Source organism: Rhodococcus parequi (genome assembly GCF_046042785.1).
Lineage (GTDB): Bacteria > Actinomycetota > Actinomycetes > Mycobacteriales > Mycobacteriaceae > Prescottella > Prescottella parequi.
In genome coordinates this window covers 531,176-555,719 of sequence record NZ_JBDLNV010000001.1, presented here as the reverse complement: position 1 = coordinate 555,719, position 24,544 = coordinate 531,176, and the positions used below count along the sequence as shown (strand labels likewise).

The 24,544-nt window shown below is 68.8% G+C and carries 23 protein-coding genes, 1 pseudogene and 1 riboswitch; of the genes and pseudogenes, 8 read left to right on the top strand and 16 right to left on the bottom strand.

What is annotated here, in order from left to right; genetic code table 11:
• Positions 1-16: 16 nt before the first annotated feature.
• From ABEU20_RS02685 to ABEU20_RS02650, 8 genes and pseudogenes are all read right to left on the bottom strand, one after another.
• A pseudogene (locus tag ABEU20_RS02685) lies at positions 17-868 on the bottom strand (DUF4436 family protein); the annotation flags it as partial.
• Positions 869-880: 12 nt separating this feature from the next.
• On the bottom strand, positions 881-1,549 hold the full coding sequence (locus ABEU20_RS02680; RefSeq protein ID WP_290725883.1) for a SanA/YdcF family protein: 669 nt from the start codon (positions 1,547-1,549) through the stop codon (positions 881-883).
• 9 nt (positions 1,550-1,558) lie between these two features.
• On the bottom strand, positions 1,559-2,296 hold the full coding sequence (locus ABEU20_RS02675; RefSeq protein WP_290725886.1) for a lysophospholipid acyltransferase family protein: 738 nt from the start codon (positions 2,294-2,296) through the stop codon (positions 1,559-1,561).
• A 116-nt stretch (positions 2,297-2,412) separates the two neighbouring features.
• Positions 2,413-3,408, bottom strand: a complete 996-nt coding sequence (locus tag ABEU20_RS02670) for an ROK family protein (RefSeq protein ID WP_290725889.1) — start codon at positions 3,406-3,408, stop codon at positions 2,413-2,415.
• Between the two features lie 35 nt (positions 3,409-3,443).
• Positions 3,444-3,824: a hypothetical protein gene (locus ABEU20_RS02665; RefSeq protein ID WP_420162822.1), complete on the bottom strand. Its 381-nt coding sequence runs from the start codon at positions 3,822-3,824 to the stop codon at positions 3,444-3,446.
• The gene (locus ABEU20_RS02660; RefSeq protein WP_420163133.1) at positions 3,821-5,065 is read right to left on the bottom strand and encodes an ArsA family ATPase; all 1,245 of its coding nucleotides are present in this window, start codon (positions 5,063-5,065) and stop codon (positions 3,821-3,823) included. Before ABEU20_RS02660 ends, ABEU20_RS02665 begins: the two co-directional genes overlap by 4 nt.
• Complete coding sequence (locus ABEU20_RS02655; protein WP_290725895.1) at positions 5,062-5,499, bottom strand: SRPBCC family protein; 438 nt, start codon at positions 5,497-5,499, stop codon at positions 5,062-5,064. The genes ABEU20_RS02660 and ABEU20_RS02655 overlap by 4 nt, the downstream gene beginning before the upstream one ends.
• 85 nt (positions 5,500-5,584) lie before the next feature.
• Entirely contained in the window at positions 5,585-5,971 is a 387-nt protein-coding gene (locus ABEU20_RS02650; RefSeq protein ID WP_290725897.1) for a polyketide cyclase / dehydrase and lipid transport, read from the bottom strand.
• A 169-nt stretch (positions 5,972-6,140) separates the two neighbouring features.
• Between ABEU20_RS02650 and ABEU20_RS02645 the strand changes: the two genes are divergently transcribed.
• A complete protein-coding gene (locus ABEU20_RS02645; RefSeq protein ID WP_420162821.1) occupies positions 6,141-7,952 on the top strand; it encodes an AMP-dependent synthetase/ligase in 1,812 nt (603 codons plus the stop codon).
• Between the two features lie 79 nt (positions 7,953-8,031).
• Here the strand turns inward: ABEU20_RS02645 and ABEU20_RS02640 are convergent, their stop codons facing one another.
• The 4 genes from ABEU20_RS02640 to ABEU20_RS02625 form a co-directional block, all read right to left on the bottom strand.
• Entirely contained in the window at positions 8,032-9,159 is a 1,128-nt protein-coding gene (locus tag ABEU20_RS02640; RefSeq protein WP_420162820.1) for a glycosyltransferase family 4 protein, read from the bottom strand.
• Between the two features lie 43 nt (positions 9,160-9,202).
• Entirely contained in the window at positions 9,203-10,573 is a 1,371-nt protein-coding gene (locus tag ABEU20_RS02635; protein ID WP_420162819.1) for a peptidase MA family metallohydrolase, read from the bottom strand.
• Positions 10,574-10,667: 94 nt separating this feature from the next.
• Positions 10,668-11,705 carry an NlpC/P60 family protein gene (locus ABEU20_RS02630; RefSeq protein ID WP_420163132.1) on the bottom strand — a complete coding sequence of 346 codons (1,038 nt, stop codon included), beginning with the start codon at positions 11,703-11,705 and terminating at the stop codon, positions 10,668-10,670.
• Positions 11,706-11,959: 254 nt separating this feature from the next.
• Positions 11,960-12,568: a C40 family peptidase gene (locus tag ABEU20_RS02625; RefSeq protein WP_420162818.1), complete on the bottom strand. Its 609-nt coding sequence runs from the start codon at positions 12,566-12,568 to the stop codon at positions 11,960-11,962.
• 15 nt (positions 12,569-12,583) lie between these two features.
• Positions 12,584-12,751: riboswitch (cyclic di-AMP (ydaO/yuaA leader) on the bottom strand.
• 479 nt (positions 12,752-13,230) lie between these two features.
• Here ABEU20_RS02625 and ABEU20_RS02620 point away from each other — a divergent pair.
• The gene (locus tag ABEU20_RS02620; protein WP_420162817.1) at positions 13,231-14,964 is read left to right on the top strand and encodes a DEDD exonuclease domain-containing protein; all 1,734 of its coding nucleotides are present in this window, start codon (positions 13,231-13,233) and stop codon (positions 14,962-14,964) included.
• 8 nt (positions 14,965-14,972) lie between these two features.
• Positions 14,973-15,248 (top strand): Lrp/AsnC family transcriptional regulator, encoded by a 276-nt coding sequence (locus ABEU20_RS02615; protein ID WP_420162816.1) that lies wholly within the window; start codon positions 14,973-14,975, stop codon positions 15,246-15,248.
• A gap of 14 nt (positions 15,249-15,262) precedes the next feature.
• Here ABEU20_RS02615 and trpD read toward each other — a convergent pair whose 3' ends face one another.
• Together trpD and ABEU20_RS02605 are read right to left on the bottom strand one after the other, a co-directional pair.
• Positions 15,263-16,357, bottom strand: a complete 1,095-nt coding sequence (gene trpD, locus ABEU20_RS02610; RefSeq protein WP_420162815.1) for an anthranilate phosphoribosyltransferase — start codon at positions 16,355-16,357, stop codon at positions 15,263-15,265.
• A 79-nt stretch (positions 16,358-16,436) separates the two neighbouring features.
• Positions 16,437-16,880: a hypothetical protein gene (locus ABEU20_RS02605; RefSeq protein WP_420162814.1), complete on the bottom strand. Its 444-nt coding sequence runs from the start codon at positions 16,878-16,880 to the stop codon at positions 16,437-16,439.
• 126 nt (positions 16,881-17,006) lie between these two features.
• Between ABEU20_RS02605 and ctaE the strand changes: the two genes are divergently transcribed.
• From ctaE to ABEU20_RS02580, 5 genes are all read left to right on the top strand, one after another.
• A complete protein-coding gene (gene ctaE, locus ABEU20_RS02600) occupies positions 17,007-17,618 on the top strand; it encodes an aa3-type cytochrome oxidase subunit III (protein WP_022596569.1) in 612 nt (203 codons plus the stop codon).
• A 63-nt stretch (positions 17,619-17,681) separates the two neighbouring features.
• Entirely contained in the window at positions 17,682-18,545 is an 864-nt protein-coding gene (gene qcrC / locus ABEU20_RS02595) for a cytochrome bc1 complex diheme cytochrome c subunit (RefSeq protein WP_172504533.1), read from the top strand.
• Positions 18,542-19,678, top strand: coding sequence for a cytochrome bc1 complex Rieske iron-sulfur subunit (gene qcrA / locus ABEU20_RS02590; protein WP_420162813.1), 1,137 nt, complete (start codon positions 18,542-18,544; stop codon positions 19,676-19,678). Before qcrC ends, qcrA begins: the two co-directional genes overlap by 4 nt.
• Entirely contained in the window at positions 19,675-21,327 is a 1,653-nt protein-coding gene (gene qcrB, locus ABEU20_RS02585; RefSeq protein ID WP_420162812.1) for a cytochrome bc1 complex cytochrome b subunit, read from the top strand. Before qcrA ends, qcrB begins: the two co-directional genes overlap by 4 nt.
• Positions 21,328-21,461: 134 nt before the next feature.
• Positions 21,462-22,913, top strand: a complete 1,452-nt coding sequence (locus ABEU20_RS02580) for a carotenoid oxygenase family protein (protein WP_420163131.1) — start codon at positions 21,462-21,464, stop codon at positions 22,911-22,913.
• A gap of 72 nt (positions 22,914-22,985) precedes the next feature.
• Here ABEU20_RS02580 and ABEU20_RS02575 read toward each other — a convergent pair whose 3' ends face one another.
• Entirely contained in the window at positions 22,986-23,402 is a 417-nt protein-coding gene (locus tag ABEU20_RS02575; protein WP_420162811.1) for a cytochrome c oxidase subunit 4, read from the bottom strand.
• 35 nt (positions 23,403-23,437) lie between these two features.
• Positions 23,438-24,502, bottom strand: coding sequence for an aa3-type cytochrome oxidase subunit II (ctaC, locus tag ABEU20_RS02570; RefSeq protein WP_420162810.1), 1,065 nt, complete (start codon positions 24,500-24,502; stop codon positions 23,438-23,440).
• Positions 24,503-24,544 lie beyond the last annotated feature (42 nt).

Genomic DNA, 24,544 nt, shown 5'->3' with positions numbered 1-24,544 from the left:
TGTCGCGCCACCAGCAGTAGACGTACAACGCCAGCGACACGACGAGCGTCACGATCACCCACACCGTGACGGTGATGTCGACCCAGGCGCCGATCGGTGGGGCGCCCGGCAGGATGTTGCGCATCGGGATCACGGCGAAGACCATCGCGGCCATCCACCCGAGCATGTCGGTGTGCACGGTACGGCGGCGGCGCGCGGTCTGGATCGCAACGAACGCCGCCAGCACCGCGAGCACGACCATCATCGCCAACAGCAGTGCCGAATACACCAGGATGCCGCCCGACCTGTGCACCTGCACGCGGACCTCCGGGGCGTCCTGCGCCGCCGCGGAGACCTCGTCGTCGCTGACGCTCCACCCCTCCGCCTCCCCGTCGACGAGGATCCGCGTGGGATGGATCTGCACGTCGTCGCCGGAACCGGTGTAGGCCGTCACCACGAGGGGATCGACGACGAACCTGTCGAAGGGCCAGCGCCCGGCCTGGCCGTCGAGCAGGATCTGGGTGTCGAAGGTCGTCGCCGACGAGCCCTGCGGCAGGACCAGCTTCGTCCGGGCGATGCTCGGTGAGACGAGCACCGCCATCTCCTGCGCGAGGTCCGTGCCGCCCGAATCGAGGAAGCGTGCGCCGGGCGCCACCGAGACCTCGACGTCGACGCGGGACGTGCTGGGGCGCACCTCGGTGAGCGACACGATCACGAGCACCTCGTCGGGGTCCGGGGCCACCTCCGTCCACCCCGCGTCGCTGTCGTCGCTCGCGGCGTAGATCCCGAGCGACGACACATAGAGGACGACGACCAGCGCGGCGACCAGCGACCAGAACAGGCGTGGCCGGGTGCGGGCCAACGAGACTACGGACACGACACGGAACATACCGTCAGGTCGTCAGTCCGGGCGGCGACTCGACAGCGCTACCGTCACCGAATCGTCCGGCGGGGAGCACACTTTCGGATCCCGGTCGAGCAGGGCGTCGCGCGCGGCCTTCGGGTACGCGAGGATCTCCCGCACGATGTTCTTCACGAGGGTCGTCCTGCGGCCCCCGGCCCGGCCCGCGCACACGCCGTGGGCGTCGATCCCGGCGGCCCGCGCCAGCGCGACCGTACGCGGCAGGTGGAACGGCTGGGTCACGAAGAGCGCGTGTCCGATTCCGAAGGTGCGTGCGGCCCGGACGCACGTGTCGTGGGTGTCGAGCCCGAACGGGTCGGCGACGATCCGCTCCCGCGGCACCCCCACCTCGACGAGATACCCCACCATCGCAGCGATCTCGTCCCCCGACCGTCCGGCGGCGTCTCCGGAGACCAGCACGACGGCCGCCTTGCCGTCGTGGATCAACCGGGCAGTGGCATCGAGGCGACCCTGCAGGAGCTTCATGGGCCGACCGGCATGGACGCGGGCGCCGAGCACGACGACGACGGGAGCGGTGGGAGCTCGATCGGGAGCATGCATCCGACCGAGAGCCGCCGCCGCGATCCACAGTGCCGGACCGACGACGGCCGCGGCACCCGCCGCGGCCGTCCAACGTCCGATCCGATCGGCCACCCGAACGAGTGGCACCGAATCCGCCTATCCCGCGCGGGTGTCCGGCACGCGCGTGGCGTCCGCCGCGGGCTGTGCGGGTTCCGCTCCGGGTACCGGGTTCTTGAGGGTGGCGGCGTAGATGTCGACGTACTCCTGGCCGGAGAGACGCATCAGCTTGTACATGACCTCGTCCGTGACGGCGCGTTCGACGAACCGGTTTCCGCCCATACCGGCGTACCGCGAGAAGTCGATGGGCTCACCGATCCGCACGGTCACCTTGGCCGGCTTCCACACCCGCGATCCGATGGGATTGACCTTCGCGGTGTCGATCATTGCGACCGGGATGACCGGCACGCCGGACTCGAGCGCCAGGCGCGCCAATCCGGTCTTGCCCTTGTACAGGCGACCGTCGGGCGAGCGGGTGCCCTCGGGGTAGATGCCGAGCAACTTCCCACTCCCGAGGACGCGGAGGCCCGCGTTGAGCGCATCCTGCGCTGCATCCGCTCCGGTGCGGTCGATCGGGACCTGGCCGACCGCCGAGAAGAACCACCGCTGGAACGAGCCCTTGAGCCCGGTGCCGGTGAAGTACTCGCTCTTGGCGAGGAAGGTGATGCGGCGGGTGACGCGCAGGGGGAGGAAGAACGAGTCGAGGACCGCCTGGTGGTTGCTGGCCAGAATCGCCGGGCCGTCCATCGGGATGTTCTCGGCGCCTTCCAGTTTCGGACGACCGAGGAGCCACAACATCGGACCCAACAACACGTACTTAAACAGCCAGTACCACATGGCGTCCTTCCGTCCGAGCTCGTTCCCCCGAGGCCTGCCGGGGCGGCCACCTACGCAATGACTGTACTCAGCAGTTTCGACGCCTGCCACACAGCTCTCGCACCGCCCGCGGGCGGTCAGCGCGTCGCGGACCGCCCCGACAGCGCCTCGCGCGCCAGATCGGCCGCACCGATCATTCCGGCGGCCTCGCCCAGCTGGGTGTGCCGGATCCGAGCGAGAGGACGGTGCCCCGCGCCGGTCACCAACCGCGCGTAGTGCTCGCGCGCCTCGTCCAGGAACAGCGACGCGGAACTGCCGACGCCACCACAGATCACGACGAGGTCCGGGTCGAAGATGTCCGACACCGTCGCGAGCCCGACGCCGAGCCACTGCGCGAAATCCGCGAACGTCGCGAGCGCCACCGCATCGCCCTCCCGCGCGGCCGCCGCGATGCGACGGCCGGTCAACGCGCCGGGGTCCACCGCGACGTCCCGGGCCAGCACCGTCGAGCCGGACGGCTCGGCCGCGAGCAGTTCGAGCGCGGTGTCCACCAACGCGGTGCCGCTGCAGTACCGCTCCCAGCACCCGCGCTTGCCGCAGGCGCACACCCGGCCGTCGGGCACCACCTGCAGGTGTCCGAGTTCCGGTGCCACCCCGAAACTGCCCCGGTAGAGCCGGCCGTCGATCAACAGGGCCGCTCCGATGCCGGTCCCGATCGCCACCACGACGACGTTCCGGCCCCCACCGGCCGCCCCGAACCTGCTCTCGGCCCACGCCGCCGCGTTCGCGTCGTGCTCGAGCACGACCGGCAGGTCCAACCGGTCCCCGAGACGGCGTGCGACGGGGGCATCCACCCACGGCAGGTGCGGCGCGAACCGGACCGAGGTGCGGTCGTAGTCGACGAACCCCGCCACCGCGAGTCCGACGGCGGCGATCCGGTGCCGGGAGGCGAGCTCCCGGACGGCGCGGGTGATCCCCTGTTCCAGGGCGCCGGCCGAGTGCGGAGTCGGTGCCTGCGCGGAGTCGATGACCTCACCCCGGGAATCGACCACGGACGCGCGGATACTGGTTCCCCCGACGTCCACTCCGACCGTGAGCTCTTCGACGCTGTTCACGCCGACGATTGTGCCCATACCGGCACGGGCCCCGATACGCCGGGCGCCCCGCATCACTCCTTGATCGTGATGTCGATCGGGACGAAGGCGGCGGCCGGAGCGGCGGGCTCCGACGTCTCGGCCGGGCGGTCGGCGGGAGGATGCTGATATCCGTCGAGCACCTCGCGCAGCACCACGAGCAGTGCCGACGCGTGACCCGCCACCGCGGTGACCAGGTCGTGCTGCTCGCCCCGGATCAGCGCGGCGAGAGCACACAGTGGGCACCACGAGCACGTGCTGCACCCCGCTTGCCCCGGAGAGTCCGACGGGTCCGCGGAATCGGCCGATCCCTCGGCGCCCCGCGCCGCCTTCTGCAGGATGGGTTCGATTCGCTCGAGGACCGTCTCGGCCAGGGCCCGCAACTCCGCGACCAGCTCGGCGTGCTCACCTGTCATCGTGGCCACACCGCCGGGTCGGGCACGAACCGCACGACCAGGTCGGTGCCGTCGAAGTCCGCGTCGCGCACGGTGCACCGGCGAAGTACCGATGCCAACGTGACGCGACGCCGCTTCCCGTCGGCCCCCACCACCAAGTCGTCCTCCACTCGTCCCAACGTCAATGCCCGCGGGTTCGCGAGCGGCAGGTGCATCCGCATCGCGTACACCGAATCGAGACCCCCCGACCCCGATTCGAGCGCGACCCGGATGGGCTCCGTGTCGGCGGTGAGCATCGCCGACGGACCGGCGACGCCCGCGTAGAGCTTCCGCGCCACGCCGCCGAGAGCCTTCCACCCTATCGGTTCGGTTGCCGCCTGCTCGGACGCCAGGACCACGATCTCCGCGGCCGCGGCCCGCACCTCCGCGAGGACCTCGTCCTGCGCGGTGCGTCGAGTGCGGTACCAGTCGCCCACACTCGACGACTCGGCGCCCGAGTCGAGTGCCGGCAGGAGGCCGTTGACGATCACCGCATCGACCCGCAGCGCGCCCAGCGCGAGAGAGGACAGCAGCCGCCGGGTCTCGGCGAGTGCCATCCGCTCGGGCGTCGTCACCAAGCGGATCGAGGTACGCCCGCGATCGGTCAGCAGAGCCGTGACTGCCGAGGTCGCCTCCAGCACGCGATCGACGACCGCGACCACCATGGCGAGCCCGGCGTCGCCCGACGTCAGGGCCGCCATCCGCCGGTGCTGCGGCCACACCCGCTCGATGCACCCGGCCACCGACTCCGGCAGCGCGAGCAGTCGTTGGGCGTCCGCGGTCGCGGGGCAGTCGACGACGACCGTGTCCCACCGCGATTCGGCGGCCAGACGCACCACCTCACCGAGTCCGAGTACGTCCTCGACACCCGGCAGTCCGGTCAGTTCCTCCGGAGCGAGGTCGGTGAGATTCGCGCTGTGGTCGTGGGGGCCGGCGATCGCCAACAGTGCGACCAGCCCGCGATAGCGCTCCTCGAGAAGCGCGAGGGTGTCGATCTCGAGGACGTCGAATCCGGTTGTCACGCGCGTCAGTTCGCCGGGGACGACCGGGCTGTCGAGCACGTCGGCCAGCCCGTGTGCCCGGTCGAGCGAGATCAGGAGGACACGCTCACCGGCTGCCGACGCGCCGACCGCTGTAGCGGCCGCCATCGTCGTCTTACCGGCACCGCCCTTGCCGACGAAGAATCGGACCGCGACGGCCGGCTCCGAGGCGGCGGTGTTCAGCCCTCCACCCGCTTCTTGAGTTCCTTGAGCGCAGTGTCGGTGATGACCTTCTCGGCCTTGCGCTTGAACAGTCCGATCATGGGGATCGTGAGATCGACCGTGAGTTCGTACGTGACGCGGGTTCCGCCGTCGGCCTCCGGCTCGAGCGTGTACGAGCCGTGCTGCGACTTCTGGATCTCGCCGGACACGAGGTCCCAGCTCACCGACATGCCGTCGGGAGCCCAGCGGTAACGGAGCACGTAGGTGTCCTTGACCATCCCGGCGTCGAGGACGAACCGCACCTGCTCGGCCCGGCCGTCCGGCCCCGACGCGATCACCTCGACCGACTTGGCGGCCTCCACCCAGGACGGGTAGGCGCCGAAGTCCGCGATCACACCCATCACCTCGGCGGCGGGTGCGTCGATGGTGATCGACCTCTTGGTCTTCTCGGCCATGCCTCGGACGCTTCCTTTCAGAACGACGCGGTGCGCGCGTACCGCCCGTTCATCTCACACGATGTCCGACCCCTCGCACAATTCGCTACGCGGGGGGCTCTCCGGCGGGGCGCCCCGCCTCCAGCTGTTGCTTGATCTCGAACGTCATCACCTTGCCGGCGAGACGGCGCGCATGGTTCATCCCGGCCAGGTCGAGCGATCCGAGCGTCTGCGGCGACACCCCGGTCGGCTCCGCGTGCAGGAAGTAGTGCATGACGGTGCCGTCCATCACCGGCTCGAGCCACACCTCCATCGTTCCGGTGAGGGGCCCGGCGACGGTCCAGCGGACGCCCTTCTCGGCGCGGTCCTCGCGCACGTCGAGGACGAGGTCCGGCCACCACGCGCGCCAGCGGGCGGGCACGGACACGCGGGCAGCCACCTTCTCCGGGGCTGCGGCGACGAACGTCTGGTCGGCGACCTGAATGCTGCTCACCCCCACAGCTTCACACACCACCCGGCGGGGCGGTGATCTGGACTACACCTGGACGGACGCCCATCAGAGCAGCCGCAGGTAGGTGGCAGTGCCGCACGTCACGCGTGCGCCGTCTATCGTGAGGATCAGTAAGCCCTACTCGTCAGTATCTTCAGTGTCGGAGGTCGTCGTGCCCGAGTTCAGCGTTCCTGCCACTTTCACGATTCCGGAGGACGCGTCCGCGGTCGACTCGGTCTACGAGTACGCGGCCACGAAGCCGGGACACGTCGTCTTCCGACGGTTGGTGAACGGATCCTGGGTGGACGTGACCGCCCGGGAATTCGCGGACCAGGTGACGGCCGTCGCGAAGGGACTCGTGGCCCGCGGCGTCCAGCCGGGTGACCGGGTGGCGCTGATGTCCGCGACCCGCTACGAGTGGCAGCTCCTCGACTACGCGATCTGGTCCGCCGGCGGCGTCACGGTGCCGATCTACGAGACGTCCTCCGCCGAGCAGGTGAAGTGGATCCTCGAGGACTCCGGCGCCATCGGCCTCGTCGTCGAGACCGACCAGCATTCGAAGACCGTCGCCGACGTCGCCGCGGGAGCGCCCGACCTGCGCGCCGTCCTCCAGATCGAACCGTCCGGCGAGAACGCCGGGGCCGTCGAGATCCTCACCACCGAGGGCGCCGACGTGTCCGACGACGAGATCCGCACCCGCGTCACGTCGTTGAAGGCGAGCGATCCGGCGACGCTGATCTACACGTCGGGCACCACTGGCCGACCCAAGGGCTGCCAGCTGACCCACTCGAACCTCATCGCCGAATCGAAGGGCATCATCGCCTCGAGCCTCGGCGACCTGTTGACCACACCCGGCGTCAGCACGCTGATGTTCCTGCCGCTCGCGCACGTCCTCGCGCGCGCCGTCAGCATCGCGGCATTCGACGCCGGCGCCTCGGTCGGCCACACCAGCGACATCCCGAACCTCGTCCCCACCTTCGCCGAGTACAAGCCGGACTTCATCCTGTCGGTGCCGCGCGTGTTCGAGAAGGTGTACAACACCGCCCGCCAGAAGGCGCATTCCGAGGGTAAGGGCAAGATCTTCGACGCGGCCGCGGCGACCGCGATCGCGTGGAGCGAGGCGAAGGACAACGGCGGCCCCGGCCTTCTCCTGAACATCAAGCACACCGTGTTCGACAAGCTCGTCTACTCCAAGCTGCGGGCCGCACTCGGCGGCAACTGCAAGCTCGCGATCTCCGGCGGTGCGCCGCTCGGCGCCCGCCTCGGCCACTTCTTCCGCGGTATCGGCGTCACCATCTACGAGGGCTACGGACTCACCGAGACGACGGCGGCGTTCGCGGTCAACACGATCGGCAACCAGAAGGTCGGAACTGTAGGAAAGCCGTTGGCGGGCAACTCCGTTCGCATCGCCGAGGACGGCGAGATCATGCTCTCCGGGCCGGTCGTGTTCTCCGGCTACTGGCGCAACGAGACGGCCACGGAGGAGGCGCTCGAGGACGGCTGGTTCCACACCGGCGACCTCGGCACCGTCGACTCCGACGGCTACATCGCGATCACCGGCCGCAAGAAGGAGATCATCGTCACGGCCGGCGGCAAGAACGTCGCCCCGGCCCAGCTCGAGGACCACCTGCGCGCCCATCCGCTGATCAGCCAGGCGATCGTCGTCGGCGACCAGAAGCCGTTCATCGGCGCGCTCATCACGATCGATGCCGAGGCCCTCCCCGCCTGGAACGAGCGCAACGGCAAGCCTGCCGGCACCACGGTTCCGGAACTGCTGTCGGATCCCGACCTCACCGCCGAGGTCGACGCCGCGATCGCGGAGGCCAACAAGCTCGTCTCGCACGCCGAGGCGATCAAGAAGTACCGGATCCTGCCGGTCGATTTCACCGAGGAGACGGGCGAGCTCACCCCGACGATGAAGCTCAAGCGGGGCGTCGTCCACGAGAGCTTCGCGTCCGACATCGAGCAGATCTACAGCAAGTAGTTCCGCAAGCGGACGATGCACGACGCCCGCGGTCCCGAAAAGGGGGCCGCGGGCGTCGTGCGTCTTCGGGACCGGCAGGTCAGGACAGCAGCTGGCGCAGCCTGGCGCCGAGCACGTCCCAGCGCCAGTGCGCCTGGACGAACTCCCGCCCCGCCGCCCCCATCGCGGCGGCCCGGTCCCGGTCCCCCAACACCTCGATCAGTGCGGTCGCGATGTCGTCGACCGACGTGCCGTCGACGACGAGTCCGGTCTCGTTCTCGCGCACCGTCTCCGGCGCGCCGCCGGAGCGTCCGGCGATCACCGGCACACCACTCGCGGACGCCTCGAGATAGACGATGCCCAGGCCTTCCACGTCCAGCCCGGCCCCGCGCGTGCGGCACGGCATCGCGAACACGTCCGCGATCGTGTGATGTGCGGCCAGTTCGGCGGCGGGCACACCGCCGGTGAACACGACGTGCTCGGCCACGCCGCACTCGTGCGCGAGGGCCTGCAGTCGCTCCGCATACGGTCCGCCGCCGACGATCACCAGCACGGCGCCGTCGATGCGCCGCCGCACCGCCTGCAGCGCCCTGATGAGCTGGTCCTGACCCTTGCGCGGCACGAGGCGCGACAGGCACAGGATGGTCGGCCGCTCCCCCAGCCCGTAGCGGGCCCGCAGTTCCGCCCGCGCGGCCGGGTCGGGCCGGAAGACGTCGGTGTCCACGCCGGGCGGCAGGTGCTCGAGCGCCGCGTGCGCCCCGAACGCCGACGCGAAGCGCCCGCGGGTGTACTTGCTGACGAACGTGACGGTGTCGGTGGTGTCGCCGATCCGGCGCAGCGCCTGCCGGGCGCCGGGGAGCATCGACCAGCCCACCTCGTGGCCGTGCGTGGAGGCGATCACCCGGTCCGCGCCGGCGCGCCGCACCGTCGGCGCCAGCAGAGCCAGCGGCGCCGCCGCCCCGAACCACACGTTCGAGCACTGGTGCTTCTGCACCAGTTCGGCAGCGCGTCGCGCGACGAACGGCGTCGGCACCATCAGCGTCGTGGGATGGCGCACCACCCGGTAGGGCTGCTCGGCGTCGAACCGGACGTGGCTGTCCCCCCGCCAGCGCGGTGCGTAGACCACCAGTTCGTCGGCCGGCAACTGGGCGGCAAAGGTGTGCAGATACGACTGGATACCCCCGGGGCGGGGTGGAAAATCGTTCGTCACCAACAGGGTTCGACGCATGTGTCCACCGTAGGGCCCACGGCGGCCGTCACGGCGACCAGGGTCAGGACAGCTGTTCCTTCACCCACACGCCCCACGCGTGCACCAGATCATCCGTACCGACCCCCAGCACGCCACGGATCCTGCGATCGAGTTCCGCCTCGGGGACGGGACCGCGGGCCAGATCCCGGTACAGCGCGCCGAGCCGATCCTCGCCGTACTGCGCCGCGATGAATGTCGCGAGGGACCAGGAGGATTCGTAGGCGAGGCGGGCGGTGTCGCCGCCGCCACGGAAGTCGCGGTCGACCGGCAAGCTGCTGGGCGGCCCGGACTTCGCGACCTCGGCGGCCAACGTGGGTGCGAGTTGACCGAACTGCGCCTCGATCCCCCGGTATCCGACGTAGTCGGCGTACCCCTCGAGCATCCACATCGGCGACCCGTCCTCGGTCACCGGGCGCGCGGCGACGTGTGTGAGTTCGTGCCGCAGCACCGAAACCCGCGTCAGATAGGTCAGCCGACCCGCGGCCTCGGGGCTGAACACGATCCGCTGGCCGGACGCCGTCCGTGAACGACGGTCGACCGCATCGGACACGGCGACGGCCGCGATGTCGGTTCCACTGTGGTCAGAGCCGACCAGCGAGGAGAACTCCTCCTGCGAGCCGGCCACCATGACGACCGCCCGTCGCGACCAGTCCTCGCCCCAGACGTCGGTGACGTGGGTGACGGCGTCGCCGACCTCGCTCGCGAGGAGGTCGATCATCTGCGCCTGCGTCGCGGGACCCAGCACGAACGAGGGCCTGCCCTCCTCACCGTCCACCCGGCGAACCGTAACGGGACCGAAATCCCATGGGCCACGCCATGTCTCGCGGTCGGATCCGGGCACCCCGGTATCGCTCACCAGCTTCCACTCGTCGCCGTGCCGGGCGAGGAGCAGCGCGACCGGCTTCCGGGTCGACTGCGCGTCGGCCCCCGCGATCGAGTAGCGCAGGTACACCGTCGGCGCCCACACGTCCGAGGCGCCGAGTTCGTCGGCGGTCGCGGACGCCACCGGTGTCTCCGGTTCCGCGCCGATGTCGTAGGCGAATTCCCCGAACGGAACGCCCGCCGCGTTGTTCGCACGCCGGATCTCGGATTCGAGGAAGCCGGGATCGGCACGCGGATCGAACAGGGCCGGCAACGCATCGGTGTTGCCGGTCCGCACCGCGGCGGCCCATTCGTCGAGCAGCGCCTGAGCGCCGGCGCGTCGCGCGTCCTCGTAGGGGTTGACGACCGGCGCCGCCCCGGCCGGGACGTCGGGTTCGTCGTCGGCGTGATCGAACGCCGACAGCGTCAACACCAGAGAGACCGCGACCCCGAGCCCGACCAGACCCGCCCACTCCCACCGACGCACACGCCGCCGTGGCGTGACGGGGGACGGACGATCTTCAGCGGACACGTCCGAGAGTGTATGGGCCTCGGACGACAACGGACCCGATACCCCTGGGTATCGGGTCCGTTCGAGGTCCGTGTATCGACCGAGGTACTACAGGTCAGTACCGGCGCGCACCGTAGAACGGCATCGACGCCATGGAGTCGACCTTGACAGGCGTGCCGTAGGTGGACGCGTGCAGGACGTTTCCATCACCCGCGTACAGCCCGACATGCGATGCGTCGTCGTAGAACAGCACGACGTCACCCGGCTGCAACTGACTCTTGTCGACGGGGGTGCCCCCGCCGGCCTGCGCCTGACTCGAGCGCGGGAGCACCTTGCCGATCTGCTTGTAGGCCCACACGACCAGTCCGGAGCAGTCGAAGGCGTCGGGCCCGGTGGCGCCCCAGCTGTACGGCTTCCCGATCTGCGTCATTCCCGCCTGCAGCGCCGCAGAGCCGGTGCCCGGCGCGAGGTTCCCGAGGATGCGCCCCGCATCGAATCCGGGAGGGAACGAGCTGCCGGCGAGCTGGGCCCGCTCGGCGCCGGTGAGACGGTCGAATGCCTGGGTGACCGACTCGATCTGCTTCTGCAACTCGCTCTGCTTGTTCTGCAGCTCGTCACTGACGAGCTTGGCCTGGTCGGTGGCCGAGCGCGCGTCGTCGGCGGACACCCGCGATGCCTCGGCCGCGGCCGCCGCCTCGACCGACGCCTGCTTGAAGCCCGCGACGGCCTTCGTGGTCTCGTTCGAGATCGCGTCGAGCGCCGCCATCTGGTCGAGCAACTGCTGCGGCGAATCGCTCAACATCAGGGCGTAGAGCCGATTGGTCCGGGCGCCTTGGTAACTCGCTGCCGCGAGCTTGCCGACCGTCGGGCGGAACTGGTCGATCCTCGACTCGGCGGCAGCGAGCGCGTCACGATCACCGGTGAGGCGCGCCTCGGCGTCACGCTGCGCCGCCTGCTTGCCCTCGAGGTCGATCTGGGCGTTGTGGAGCGCCTCGGTGGTCCGCTCGGACTCTCGGGACAGCTCCGCGAGGCGGTCGAGCGCGGCGGTCGGGTTGCTCAGCACCGGGTCCGCCGCCGCGGAACCGGCGGGCAGCCCGACGAGGGTCAGGGAGAGCACTCCCGTCGCCAGAGCAGTACACATCGAGCGCTTCATCTTCAGCGTGGACTTGTCAGCGGGCACAGCTGCGCGACACTCCGTTTCTGGATTCAGTCGCCACCGCGAGGCGATGGGCTCCGTAATGTCTCGAATAGGTTACGGAAAGGTATATGTCCGTGTCTACCCGACGGTAGGACAAAACGCCACACCGTCGCGAAGCACACAGAACGGTCGGTGCGAATTCCTTCGGATACGTCTCGGGGCGGGTCCGATAACGGACCCGCCCCGAGAACAGAGAACAGAGGTGTCGACTACGCGTACCGACGAGCGCCGTCGAACGGCATGGACGACACGGGCGCGAGCTTCACCGGCTGGCCGGCGGTCGACGCGTGGATGACGTTGCCGTTGCCCGCGTAGATGCCCGAGTGGCTGCCACCGTAGAAGGAGATGACGTCGCCGACCTGCAGGTCGTCGCGTGCGACGGACCAGCCGGCCACGGCCTGGTCGTAGCTCGTGCGCGGAAGGTTGAGGCCGGCCTGCTTGTAGGCCCACTGGACCAGACCCGAGCAGTCGAAGGCGTCCGGACCGGCGGCACCGTAGACGTAGGGGGCGCCGAGCTTGCTCTCGGCAGCCTGCAGGGCCTGCTGGCCGGCGCTGAGGATCGGCGCGACCGACGCCGGAGCGGCAGGCGCGAGATCGGCGGAGCCGGTGGGCAGCGCGGGCGCGACGATCGGGGCGATCTGCGCGACGGCCGCGTCGACCTGAGCCTGGTTCACGCCGGGGAGGTCGACCGTGCCGACGCCCGGGACGTTGACGGGATCGGCGATGGCCGGGGCCGCGGAGACCGCGACGGCTCCGATTGCAAGTGCGCCGGCGACGGCTGCGCGCTGCGCGGAACGCTTGAGATTGGATGACGCCACGAGAAAGGTAACTCCGTTTCTTCCGTTCGTCCGCCGACCGAGTTAGCTGACGGGTTCGGGCTGGGAAGATCAGCCCTACCCGTCGACACCGCGCAGTGCGGCTTCGACGGGATTCACCCCAAAGGAAACTTGGGTTCCCGGCACGTCCCCTCCGAGGAGGTTTCGATTAGGCGGGCCCAGCGATGCCGTTCCGGGTGGGACGGCAAGACTCCGCTAGGTCTCGAGAAGATTACGAAAGCGCATCCCTCGTGTCGACTCGGAGGCGCCGATTCTGCACTTTTCAATCGTTTGGCCGAGCCGACGGCACCGCACTCATCGCCAACATCACAGATGGATAACAACCAGCCCGCTTGCCGCACGGTGGACCGCCCACCGCGCTTCACGCGACCCTGGACACCGGACGCGTGCGCCACTCGATGCGGTGCGAGTCGCCACTGGTCAGCGCGAGATCGACGACGAACTCCCTGTGCCGCCCCACCGCCGATCCGCCCACTCCCGGCGAGACCACAGCGACCCGAAACCGAACTCCCCCAACGACGATCGCGTGCGACCCGATCCGGGCGAGGAAAGCGGCCGGTGTGATCCTCGTCTCTCCACGCATGAAACCGGGCCGGACGCGCTACTCGGTTCGCTGTCGGAGTGGGTCTCTAAGGTCTGCTGTCGTGAGCAGACCGCCGACCGCCGCAACCGCCGACGGCCTCCAACTGAGCTTCGACGAACTCGACACTCCCCTGCGCGACACCACGTTCGTGGTCGTCGACCTCGAGACCACGGGCGGAAGCTCGGAGACCGACGCGATCACGGAGATCGGAGCGGTCAAGGTGCGGGGCGGCGAGATCCTGGGCGAACTCGGGACGCTCGTCGATCCCGGTCGCGCGATCCCGCCGTACATCGTCGAGCTCACGGGGATCACGACGGCGATGGTGCGCACGGCGCCCCGGATCGATGCGGTGCTGCCGACGTTCCTCGAGTTCGCGAGCGGCGCAGTGCTCGTCGCGCACAACGCCGGTTTCGACGTCGGGTTCCTCAAGGCGGCGGCGGCCCGGCAGGGGCTGCCGTGGCCCAAGTTCCAGGTACTGTGCACCGTCAAGCTCGCGCGCCGGGTCCTCGGCCGGGACGAGGCGCCGTCGGTGAAGCTGTCCGCACTCGCCGCTCTGCTGGGCGCCGACACCACGCCGACGCACCGCGCGCTCGACGACGCCCGCGCCACTGTCGACGTGCTGCACGCACTCATCGGGCGGGTCGGCAACCAGGGCGTGCACAGCCTGCCGGAACTCCTCGACTACATCCCGCGGGTGTCGTCGGAGCAACGCGCCAAACGCACCCTCGCGAGCCACCTTCCGCGGTCGCCGGGTGTGTACCTGTTCCGCGGACCGTCGGACGAGGTGCTCTACGTGGGCACCGCATCGGATCTGCGCCGACGCGTCCGCAACTACTTCACCGGGTCCGAGACCCGCGGGCGGATGAAGGAGATGGTCGCGCTCGCCACCCGGATCGACCATGTCGAGTGCGCACATCCGCTCGAGGCGGGGGTGCGGGAGCTGCGGCTCCTCAGCGCCCACGTGCCGCCGTACAACCGACGCTCCAAGTTCCCGATGCGCGGCTGGTGGGTCACGCTCACCACCGAGGCGTTTCCACGCCTCTCCGTGGTCCGTACGCCCACCGAGGACGCGCTGGGCCCCTTCCGGTCCCGGACGGACGCCACCGACGCCGCGCTGACGGTCGCGGAGTTCTGTGGTCTGAGAACCTGTACGACACGGATCGGGAAGGGTCAGCCCCACGGGCCCAAGTGCCCACCGCGGGACATCGGCGGCTGCACCGCGATCGCCGACGACGAGGAGGGCTACCGAGTCGGGCCCGCACTCGCGCGGGCGTTGATACGGGGCGAGGACGACACACCGCTCGAACGCATGCGCTCGCGCGTCGAGGACCTCGCGGCCGCGGAGCTGTTCGAGAGCGCCGCACGCCTGCGCGACCGGGTCGCGGCCCTCGGTCTCGCGCTGCGCCGCATGCAGCGGCTCGCGGCGCTCGCCGCCGTCGACGAGCTGATCGCCGCGCGCCCCGGCGCGGAGGGCGGCTGGGAGTTCGCCGTCGTCCGCGCGGGTCGGCTGGCGTCCGCGGGGGTCTCGAGGCGCGGCGTCGCGCCGATGCCGGTGGTCGAGGCACTGGTCGCGTCGGCCGAGACCGTCCTGCCCGACGCCGCGCCGTTGCGGGGTGCCTCACCCGAGGAATTGGCCGTCATCGCCCGGTGGCTCGAGGCGGACGGCGCACGCATCGTCCGAACGAGCCACGGCTGGAGCGAGCCCGCTCACGGCGCCGGCTCCTGGGAGGACTGGTGCACGCTCGCCCGGACCGCGCGAGCGCCTACTGTGTCTGACGAACGACAGCACAGCTAAGGAGCGCCATGATCAACGCGATCGTCATGATCCACGCCGAGGCCGATCGGATTCCCGAGACCGCTCAGGCAGTCGCCGACCTGGCCGGAGTCTCCGAGGTCTACTCGTGCGCCGGCGACGTCGATCTGATCGCGATCGTCAAGGTGCGCGACCACGCGCAGATCGCCGAGGTCGTCACCGAGCGCATCAACAAGGTGCGCGGCGTCACCAAGACCGCCACGCACATCGCGTTCCAGTCGTACTCGAGCGCGGACATCGAGGCCGCCTTCTCGCTCGGCGAGTAGGCGACCTCGTACGCCTAGCGGTGGGCGGCGGCCAACTCCGTGGTGAGGACCGCCCACCGCTCCAGCACGGTCGACGCGGCCCCCGAGTCGATTGCTCGGGCCGCCTTCTCGAGCCCGGCGGCCAGCGATTCCTCGAGGCTCTCCCCGATCCCGGCGAATGCCGCCAGCGCACCCGCGGCATTGAGAAGCACCGCGTCCCGAACGGGCCCCTCGTCGCCGGCGAAGACGCCCCGCGCCACCGCCGCGTTGGCTTCGGCGTCGCCACCGCGCAGCGCGTCCAGCGGCACGCGCGCGATCCCGAGGTCCGTGGGGTCGAGCTTCTGGGTCCGCACCGCGCCGCCCGACACCACGTGCACCACGGACGTCGTCGACGTCGTGAGCTCGTCCAGTCCGTCGTCGCCGCGCACGACGAGCGCCGAATTGCCGCGCTCCGCGAGCACCCCGGCGACCACCTCGATGAGGTCCTCGAACGCGCAGCCGATGAGCCCGGCGCGCGGACGGGCCGGGTTCGTCAGCGGCCCCAGGACATTGAAGACGGTCGGAATGCCGATCTCCTTGCGGGGCGCACCCGCGAACCGGAGCGCCGGATGGAAGACCGGCGCGAAGCAGAATCCGATTCCCACCTCCTCGACACAGCGGGCGACGTCCTCGGCGCCGAGGTTGATGTGCACACCCAACGCCTCGAGGACGTCGGCGCCACCGCTCTTGGACGAGGCGGCCCGGTTGCCGTGTTTGACCACGCGCACCCCGGCCGCGGCCACGACGACAGACGCCATCGTGGAGATGTTCACGGTGTTCGACCGGTCACCACCCGTTCCGACGACGTCGACGACGTCCGGGGAGACCGGCACGCTGCGGGCGTGACCGAGCATCGCGTCCGCGAGCCCGCGCAGCTCGGGCGGCGTCGCGCCCTTCATCTTCAGGGCCACGCCGAACGCGGCTATCTGCGCAGAGGTCGCGTTGTCGGACATGATCTCGTCCATTGCCCACGAGGCGTCGTCCGCGGTGAGGTCTGTGCCGTCGGTGAGGGCGCCCAGGATCGCCGGCCAGGTCCGGTCGGCCGCGCCCGCCACTCGATCCACTGCCTGCGCTGCCGACTGCCGCACCATGACGACCCCTTCTGCTGTTCGCCCACCAACCGGTCGGGCGGAGAATTGACGATCCGCAGCTTAGTGCGCCCGTCCGTGATCACACCGCCGGCGGCGGCTGCAGCCCCTCCCAGCCCAGTGCGGTCCCCCCGAGGCGCTGAGCCAGCCCCGCCATCCGCGACCGCTCCTGCGAGCAGTGCAGGGCGTCGAGGACCTGGACGCGTTCGAGGAGGACCGTCGCGACGCCGTCCTCGCCGACGGCGACGTCGCCCGCGAGCTCGTAGTCGTCCTGGCCCGCCAGAGTCAGTGCCTCCTGCACCCGATCCGGCGGCAGGCGCAGGTGGTGCCGGAGCACGGCCTGAGCGTCCGGCGTCCACGCGGGCACGCCGGCCGCGCCCCGCTCGAGGGTGGTCGAACACGCCTCGACGTCGTCGAAGCCGGACACCACGACGACGAGGTCCGCACGAGTCCGATCGAGGGGTGCGGGCGCGCGCCTGGACAGAAATCCGCCAAACCAACGAGCGACACCGCTCCTGAGTTCCATGCGCCTACTTTGTCACGTCCGCCGACGACCGCCACAACGGCCGCGGAACACCCTCTGACGTGGGTCGACGCGCCGAGACCGGACCCGGGTGGCTTTCCTTTACGACGAAGCGTCATACTTCTCAGCGTGACGAGCGCAGTAGGGACTTCAGGATCGGCAATCACCCAGCGCGTGCACTCGCTGAACCGGCCAAACATGGTCAGCGTCGGCACCATCGTGTGGTTGTCAAGCGAGCTCATGTTCTTCGCAGGGCTCTTCGCCATGTATTTCGTTGCACGAGCACAGGCGAATGGGAACTGGCCACCGGAGCCGACGGAGCTGAACCTCACGTTGGCCGTGCCGGTCACGCTGGTGCTGATTGCGTCTTCCTTCACCTGCCAGATGGGTGTCTTCGCGGCAGAAAAGGGCGACGTCTTCGGTCTCCGGCGTTGGTACCTGGTGACTCTTGCCATGGGCACGTTCTTCGTGCTCGGCCAGGGTTACGAGTACTACCACCTGGTGCACGAGGGAACGACGATCTCGAGCAGCGTGTACGGATCGGTCTTCTACATGACGACCGGCTTCCACGGCCTGCACGTCATCGGCGGTCTGATCGCGTTCGTCTTCTTGATCGTCCGCACCAAGGTCAGCAAGTTCACGCCTGCACAGGCCACTGCGGCGATCGTCGTTTCGTACTACTGGCACTTCGTCGACATTGTGTGGATCGGCCTGTTCGCCACGATTTATTTCATCCGTTAGCCAGCTGAACGACCAGGCAGCCCCCTGACGCTTCAGTCGTCCCGACATACCAAAGGGATACAGATGAGTTCATCCCCCCCTCCCGCAATCGAGGGTGACATGCCCGACCGCACCACCGCCGCCAAGGCGCGCCGCCAGCGCAAGCTGCGCCGGCGCGTCACCGGCGCGTTGATCCTCATGATGGGTCTCGTGAGCGCCGGATTCCTCGCCTCCGCCCTGACGCCTGCTCCGCAGGTCGCCACGGCGAGCGACGACTCCGCTGCGCTGATCCGCGAGGGTAAGCAGCTCTACGACACTTCCTGCATCACGTGCCACGGCGCGAACCTGCAGGGTGTCCAGGACCGCGGCCCCAGCCTGATCGGTGTCGGCGAGGCAGCCGTGTACTTCCAGGTGTCGTCCGGTCGCATGCCGGCCGCTCGCAACGAGGCGCAGGCTTCCCGCAAGCCCGCCAAGTTCGACGCCCGTCAGACCGACGCCATCGGCGCCTACGTTCAGTCCCAGGGTGGCGGCCCGACCGTCATCCGCGACGAGAACGGCGAGATCGCTCAGTCCTCGCTGCGCGGCGGCGACGTCGCCCGCGGTAGCGAGCTGTTCCGCCTCAACTGCGCGTCGTGCCACAACTTCACCGGTCGCGGCGGTGCGCTGTCGTCCGGCAAGTACGCCCCCGTTCTGGACCCGGCCAACGAGCAGCAGATCTACGCCGCGATGGTCACGGGCCCGCAGAACATGCCCAAGTTCTCCGATCGTCAGCTGACGCTCGAGGAGAAGAAGGACATCATCGCCTACGTCAAGCAGTCCAGCGAGAACAAGAACCCCGGCGGCTACGGCCTCGGTGGAATCGGACCGGGTTCCGAGGGTCTCGCGATGTGGGTCGTCGGCATCGTCGCTGTCGTCGGTGCAGCACTGTGGATCGGAGCAAGGTCATGAGCGACGCCGGCAGCGGCGATACGCCGAAGAAGTACACGGACGAAGAACTCGACCGTATGAGCCGTGACGAACTCGTCACGCTCGGTACCAACCTCGACGGTGTCGATGTCGCCTTCCGCAAGGACCGCTGGGCGGTCAAGGGCACGAAGGCCGAGAAGCGCGCAGAGCGTTCGGTCGCCTTCTGGTTCATCCTTGCGGGCGTCTCCGCGATCGCGTTCATCGCGATCTTCCTGTTCTGGCCGTGGGAGTACGCCGGTCCGGGTGAGGACACCTACTCGGCATACAACCTGTACACCCCGCTGATCGGTCTCACCATGGGTCTCGCGATCCTCGGTGTCGGCGTCGGCGCGGTGAAGTTCACCAAGAAGTTCGTCCCCGAAGAGGTCTCGATCCAGGACCGCCACGACGGCGGTTCGTCCGAGGTCGACAAGCGCACCCTCGTCGCGGAGCTCGGCGACACGCTGGACACCTCGACGATCGGCCGCCGCAAGATGATCAAGCGCAGCCTGATCTTCGGTGGCGGGGCCATCGGCGTCATGTCGGTCATGCCCCTCGGCGGCATGATCAAGAACCCGTGGGCCAAGGGCGACGACTCCCCGCTGTGGGTGTCCGGCTGGACCCCGCGCTACGAGGGCGAGACCATCTACCTGCGTCGCGACACCGGGCGTCCGCACGACATCGTGCTGGTTCGCCCCGAGGATCTCGACGCCGGCGCCATGGAGACCGTCTTCCCCTTCCGTGAGTCCGAGCGCGGCAACGACGAGGAGCTGTTCAAGGCTCTGCGTGGCATCCGCAACTCGGTGATGCTGATCCGTCTGCGCACCGAGGACACCCAGAAGGTCATCAAGCGCAAGGGCCAGGAGAGCTTCAACTACGGCGACTACTTCGCCTACTCGAAGATCTGCACCCACCTCGGCTGCCCCACCTCGCTCTACGAGCAGCAGACCAACCGAATCCTGTGCCCCTGCCACCAGTCGCAGTTCGACGCGCTGCAGTACGGCAAGCCGCTTTTCGGTCCCGCCGCTCGTGCTCTTCCGCAGCTGCCTATTACAGTGAACGAAGAGGGCTACCTCGTCGCCAACGGTGACTTCATCGAAGCCCTCGGCCCGGCATTTTGGGAGCGTCGACCGTGACCACTACCACTCAATCCAGAGTTGCCGCCCAGGCAGAGGGAGTCGACTCCCGCTACCACCTCGCGGCAGGTATGAAGCGGCAGATCAACAAGGTCTTCCCCACGCACTGGTCGTTCATGCTCGGCGAGATCGCGCTGTACAGCTTCATCATCCTGCTGATCTCCGGTGTCTACCTGACGCTGTTCTTCGACCCGTCGCTGGCCGAGGTCACGTACAACGGTGCCTACGAGCCGCTCCGCGGCGTCGAGATGTCGCGTGCCTACGCAACGACCCTCGACATCTCGTTCGAGGTTCGCGGCGGTCTGTTCGTCCGTCAGATCCACCACTGGGCCGCGCTGATGTTCGCCGCGTCGATCATCGTGCACCTGCTGCGCATCTTCTTCACCGGCGCGTTCCGTCGCCCGCGTGAGGCGAACTGGGTCATCGGCTCGCTGCTGCTGATCCTGGCGATGTTCGAGGGCTTCTTCGGCTACTCGCTGCCCGACGACCTGCTCTCCGGTACGGGCCTGCGCGCCGCGCTCTCCGGTATCACCCTGAGTGTTCCGGTCGCCGGCACCTGGCTGCACTGGCTGATCTTCGGTGGCGACTTCCCCGGCACCCTGATCATCCCGCGTCTGTACGTTGCGCACGTCCTGCTGCTGCCCGGCATCATCCTGGCGCTGATCGCTGCCCACCTGGCGCTGGTCTGGTACCAGAAGCACACGCAGTTCCCCGGCCCCGGCCGCACCGAGAAGAACGTCGTCGGCGTTCGCATCCTCCCGGTGTTCGCCCTCAAGGGTGGCGCGTTCTTCGCGTTCACGTTCGGTGTCCTGGCCCTGATGGGCGGCCTGCTGCAGATCAACCCGATCTGGAACATCGGTCCGTACAACCCGTCGCAGGTCTCCGCAGGTTCGCAGCCCGACTTCTACATGATGTGGACCGACGGCCTGGCACGTCTGTGGCCGGCGTGGGAGATCTACCTGTTCGACCGGTACACGATCCCCGCGGTGTTCGCCGTCGCGGTGATCATGGGTCTGGTGTTCGCGCTGCTGATCGCCTACCCGTGGATCGAGAAGAAGTTCACGAAGGACGACGCGCACCACAACCTGCTGCAGCGTCCGCGTGACGTCCCGGTCCGCACCGGCATCGGCGCGATGGCCATCGCGTTCTACCTGGTGCTCACGATCTCGTGCATCAACGACATCATCGCGTACCACCTGGACATCTCGCTCAACGCGATGACCTGGATCGGTCGCATCGGCATGGTGATCCTGCCTCCGATCGCCTACTACGTCACCTACCGGTTCTGCCTGGGTCTGCAGCGCAGCGACCGCGCGGTGCTCGAGCACGGCATCGAGACGGGCATCATCAAGCGCCTGCCGCACGGTGAGTACGTCGAGATCCACCAGCCGCTCGGCCCGGTCGACGATCACGGCCACCCGCTCCCGCTGGAGTACCAGGGCGCCGCGGTCCCGAAGAAGATGAACAAGCTCGGCTCCGCCGGCAAGCCCGGCTCCGGTAGCTGGGTCACCCCGGACCCGGTCGAGCAGAGCCAGGCGCTCGAGGCGGCCGATCACAAGGCTGAGCACGAGCAGCTGAAGATGCTCACGGAGTACCAGGACCGCGCCCGCGGAAACGGCTCCGGCAACGGCAACGGCGAAGCGCACTAGTTCGCCGAGACCGACGAGGAAGGCCCCGAACCGATATCGGTTCGGGGCCTTCCTCGTTCCGGATCCGCCAGGAAGCACCCGAGCACCCCGGCGGGCCTCTACTGTGCTGGACAACGACGATGCACCGGGGGTCGATGGTGGCGAGCTACGTCGACGAACGTTATGCGCCGGTCCGCACCGAGCTCACCGAGTTCGATCTCCCGGTACGGGGAGCGATCCCGGAATGGCTCGACGGCCGCTATCTACGCAACGGCCCCAACCCGATCGCGGACGTGCGCCCGGACGAGTACAACTGGTTCACCGGCGACGGCATGGTGCACGGCGTCCGGATGAGCGGGGGACGCGCGCTGTGGTACCGCAATCGCTGGGTCGATTCGGAGGTCACGTCGAGGGCCCTGCACCGGTCCGCTCCCCCGGAGCACGGCCGCTCCCCGCTGCACGGCCCGTCGGCGAACACCAACGTCGTCGGTTTCGCGGGCCGCACACTCGCGCTGGTCGAGGCCGGCGTCGCGTGTGCCGAACTCTCCTACGACCTGGACACCCTCGACGTCTGCGATTTCGACGGCACCGTGCGTGGCGGCTACACCGCACATCCGATCGAGGAACCGGATACCGGTGAGCTCCATGCCGTCTCGTACCACTTCGGCCGGGGCGACACCGTGCTCTACACCGCCGTCGGGCCCGACGGCCGACTCCGCAGGAAGATCCCGATCCGGGTCGGCGGCAGCCCGATGATGCACGCGTTCTCGCTGACCCGCGACTTCGTGGTGATCTACGACCTACCGGTCACGTTCGACGTCCGCAGCGCCGTCACCGCCAACGTCCCGCGGCCCCTCCGCCCGCTCGCCGCACTGGCGCTGAGCGCCACGATCGGACGGGTCCGCATGCCCCGCCCCGTCATGAACCGGCTGCCGACGACCCGGGCGGGGAGCTTTCCGTACCGTTGGGACGACGGCTATGCGCCCCGGGTCGGGCTGATTCCTCGCCACGGCGATCCGACACCGCTGTGGCTGGACGTCGAGCCGTGCTACGTCTTCCATCCGGTCAACGCCACCAGCGTCGACGGGACGGTGGTCGTGGATCTCGTCGTGCACGAGCGGGTGTTCGACGCCGACCGCACCGGGCCGTCCGAGGGGCGGCCGCGACTGGAACGGTGGCATCTGGAGCCGCGGGTCCGCAACCGTGTCCGCCGAACTCGGCTCGGCGACGAGAACGTCGAGTTTCCGCGGTTCGACGAGCGCTACACCACCGCGCCCCATCGTGACTGTTGGCTGGTGGTCGGCTCCGACGACTCGTCCGGAGAGCACCGGCTCATCCGGTCGAGCCACGCCCACGGCGTCGAGGCCATGCGCGACTTCGGTCCCCGCTCCGCGGTGGGTGAGTTCGTCTTCCACCCCGAGGCTCCCGGCGCCCCGGAGGGGCACGGTGTCGTGATGGGACTGGTGACCGATCTCGCAGAGAACTCGACGGCACTTCGGATCCTCGATGCCCGGACGCTCGAGGATCAGGCGTCGATCGCGCTGCCGCAGCGAGTTCCCGCCGGTTTCCACGGGAACTGGCTGCCGGACACCACGTCGGCGCCGTGAAAAGCTCCGACAACGGCGAAGGCGCCGAACCCGGCAGGGGTTCGGCGCCTTCGGCGTCGTTCTGGGGGAGCGCTAGTGCTTCTCGGGTCCGAGGTGGTACTCGAAGACGAGTCCGGCGGCGGCAGTGAGAACCAGCACCACGGCCACAGCGATCATCCACGGCTGGAAGAACGCGAGCGAGACGGCCGCGAAGGCTGCCGCACCGGCCAGCAGGATGGGCCAGAAGCTACCGGGGCTGAAGAAGCCCAGGTCGCCCGAGCCGTCGGAGATTTCGGCCTCTTCGTAATCCTCGGGGCGGGTGTCGAGACGCCGCGCCACGAAGCGGAAGTACGTGCCGACGATCAGGCTCAGGCCCGCCGACAGGATGATGGCGGTGAGGCCGGCCCACTCGATTCCGGTCCGCGACATCGCGGTGAAGACACCGTAGACGATCGCGACGAGAATGAAGAACACCGTCAGGATCTCGAAGAGCTTGGCTTCGATCTTCATATCAGTTCTTGTCCTTGGTCAGTGGTTCTCGGGCGTCAGTTCCCGTTGGCCGATGCCTCGCGCACGGTGCGATCGGAGTTGAACGGGGAGGTCGAGGTCGCGGTGGGCGACTCGCCGATCGACGCCAGCGCCTCGCCGGTGTTCATGCCCTTGCCGCCCTCTTCGACCGACTTGCGGGCCTGGATGTACTGGTCGAACTTCTCCGGCGACACTGCGCGGACCTCGAAGTTCATCATCGCGTGGAAGGTGCCGCACATCTCGGCGCAGCGGCCCACGAACGCGCCTTCCTTCTCGATCTCGCTGATCTGGAAGACGTTGTCCGAGTGGTTCTCCTTCGGGTTCGGGTTCACGTCACGCTTGAACAGGAACTCCGGGACCCAGAAGGAGTGGATGACGTCGGAGGACGCCAGGACGAACTCGATGCGCTTGCCGGTCGGCAGGACGAGGATCGGAACCTCGTTGCTGGTGCCGACGGTCTCGATCTTGTCGTACGCCAGGTAGGACAGATCCTGCGGGTTCTTGCCGTGGATCGCGCCGATCTTCTCCTTGCCGTGCTCGTCGAGGCCCTCGGGCTTCGACGCAGCGAGCGCGGCTTCGGTGGCAGCCTCGTCGATGCCCTCGTACTTGGCGGTGCCGTTGCCGAGGTCGATGCTGCGGTAACCGAACTTCCAGTTCCACTGGTACGCCGTCACGTCGACGACGACGTTCGGGTTGTCCTTCTTCTCGGTGACGTAGTTCTGCACCACGACCGTGAAGTAGAAGAGGACAGCGATGATCACGAACGGAACTGCCGTGTAGAACAGCTCCAACGGCACGTTGTATGCCGTCTGACGGGGGAACTCGGGCGAGTCCTTCTTCTTCCGGTGGAAGACGACCACCCAGAAGGTGAGACCCCACACGATGACACCCATGACGAGGGCGGCGATGACCGACCACGTCCACAGCTCGCGCATACGTTCTGCCTGCGGGGTAACTCCCGAGGGCCACCCGAAGCGAAGCACCGAGTTGTCGATTGAACATCCCGACAACAGCATGGCAGCTATGCCCAAAGATGCTGCCAGCCCGGCTCGCCGAAGGATCCGACCTTGCGCCACGTTCACGCCTTCCTGATCGCCGCAATTCCACTAGGGCACACCCGAAGG

Bases quoted from the DNA above. Each gene is read 5' to 3' on its own strand.
- ABEU20_RS02675 (WP_290725886.1), bottom strand. From the start codon at position 2,296: ATGTGGTACTGGCTGTTTAAGTACGTGTTGTTGGGTCCGATGTTGTGG.
- ABEU20_RS02670 (WP_290725889.1), bottom strand. From the start codon at position 3,408: ATGGGCACAATCGTCGGCGTGAACAGCGTCGAAGAGCTCACGGTCGGA.
- ABEU20_RS02665 (WP_420162822.1), bottom strand. From the start codon at position 3,824: ATGACAGGTGAGCACGCCGAGCTGGTCGCGGAGTTGCGGGCCCTGGCC.
- ABEU20_RS02655 (WP_290725895.1), bottom strand. From the start codon at position 5,499: ATGGCCGAGAAGACCAAGAGGTCGATCACCATCGACGCACCCGCCGCC.
- ABEU20_RS02640 (WP_420162820.1), bottom strand. From the start codon at position 9,159: ATGCGTCGAACCCTGTTGGTGACGAACGATTTTCCACCCCGCCCCGGG.
- ABEU20_RS02630 (WP_420163132.1), bottom strand. From the start codon at position 11,705: ATGAAGCGCTCGATGTGTACTGCTCTGGCGACGGGAGTGCTCTCCCTG.
- ABEU20_RS02615 (WP_420162816.1), top strand. From the start codon at position 14,973: ATGATCAACGCGATCGTCATGATCCACGCCGAGGCCGATCGGATTCCC.
- trpD (WP_420162815.1), bottom strand. From the start codon at position 16,357: ATGGTGCGGCAGTCGGCAGCGCAGGCAGTGGATCGAGTGGCGGGCGCG.
- ABEU20_RS02605 (WP_420162814.1), bottom strand. From the start codon at position 16,880: ATGGAACTCAGGAGCGGTGTCGCTCGTTGGTTTGGCGGATTTCTGTCC.
- qcrC (WP_172504533.1), top strand. From the start codon at position 17,682: ATGAGTTCATCCCCCCCTCCCGCAATCGAGGGTGACATGCCCGACCGC.
- qcrA (WP_420162813.1), top strand. From the start codon at position 18,542: ATGAGCGACGCCGGCAGCGGCGATACGCCGAAGAAGTACACGGACGAA.
- ABEU20_RS02580 (WP_420163131.1), top strand. From the start codon at position 21,462: ATGGTGGCGAGCTACGTCGACGAACGTTATGCGCCGGTCCGCACCGAG.
- ABEU20_RS02575 (WP_420162811.1), bottom strand. From the start codon at position 23,402: ATGAAGATCGAAGCCAAGCTCTTCGAGATCCTGACGGTGTTCTTCATT.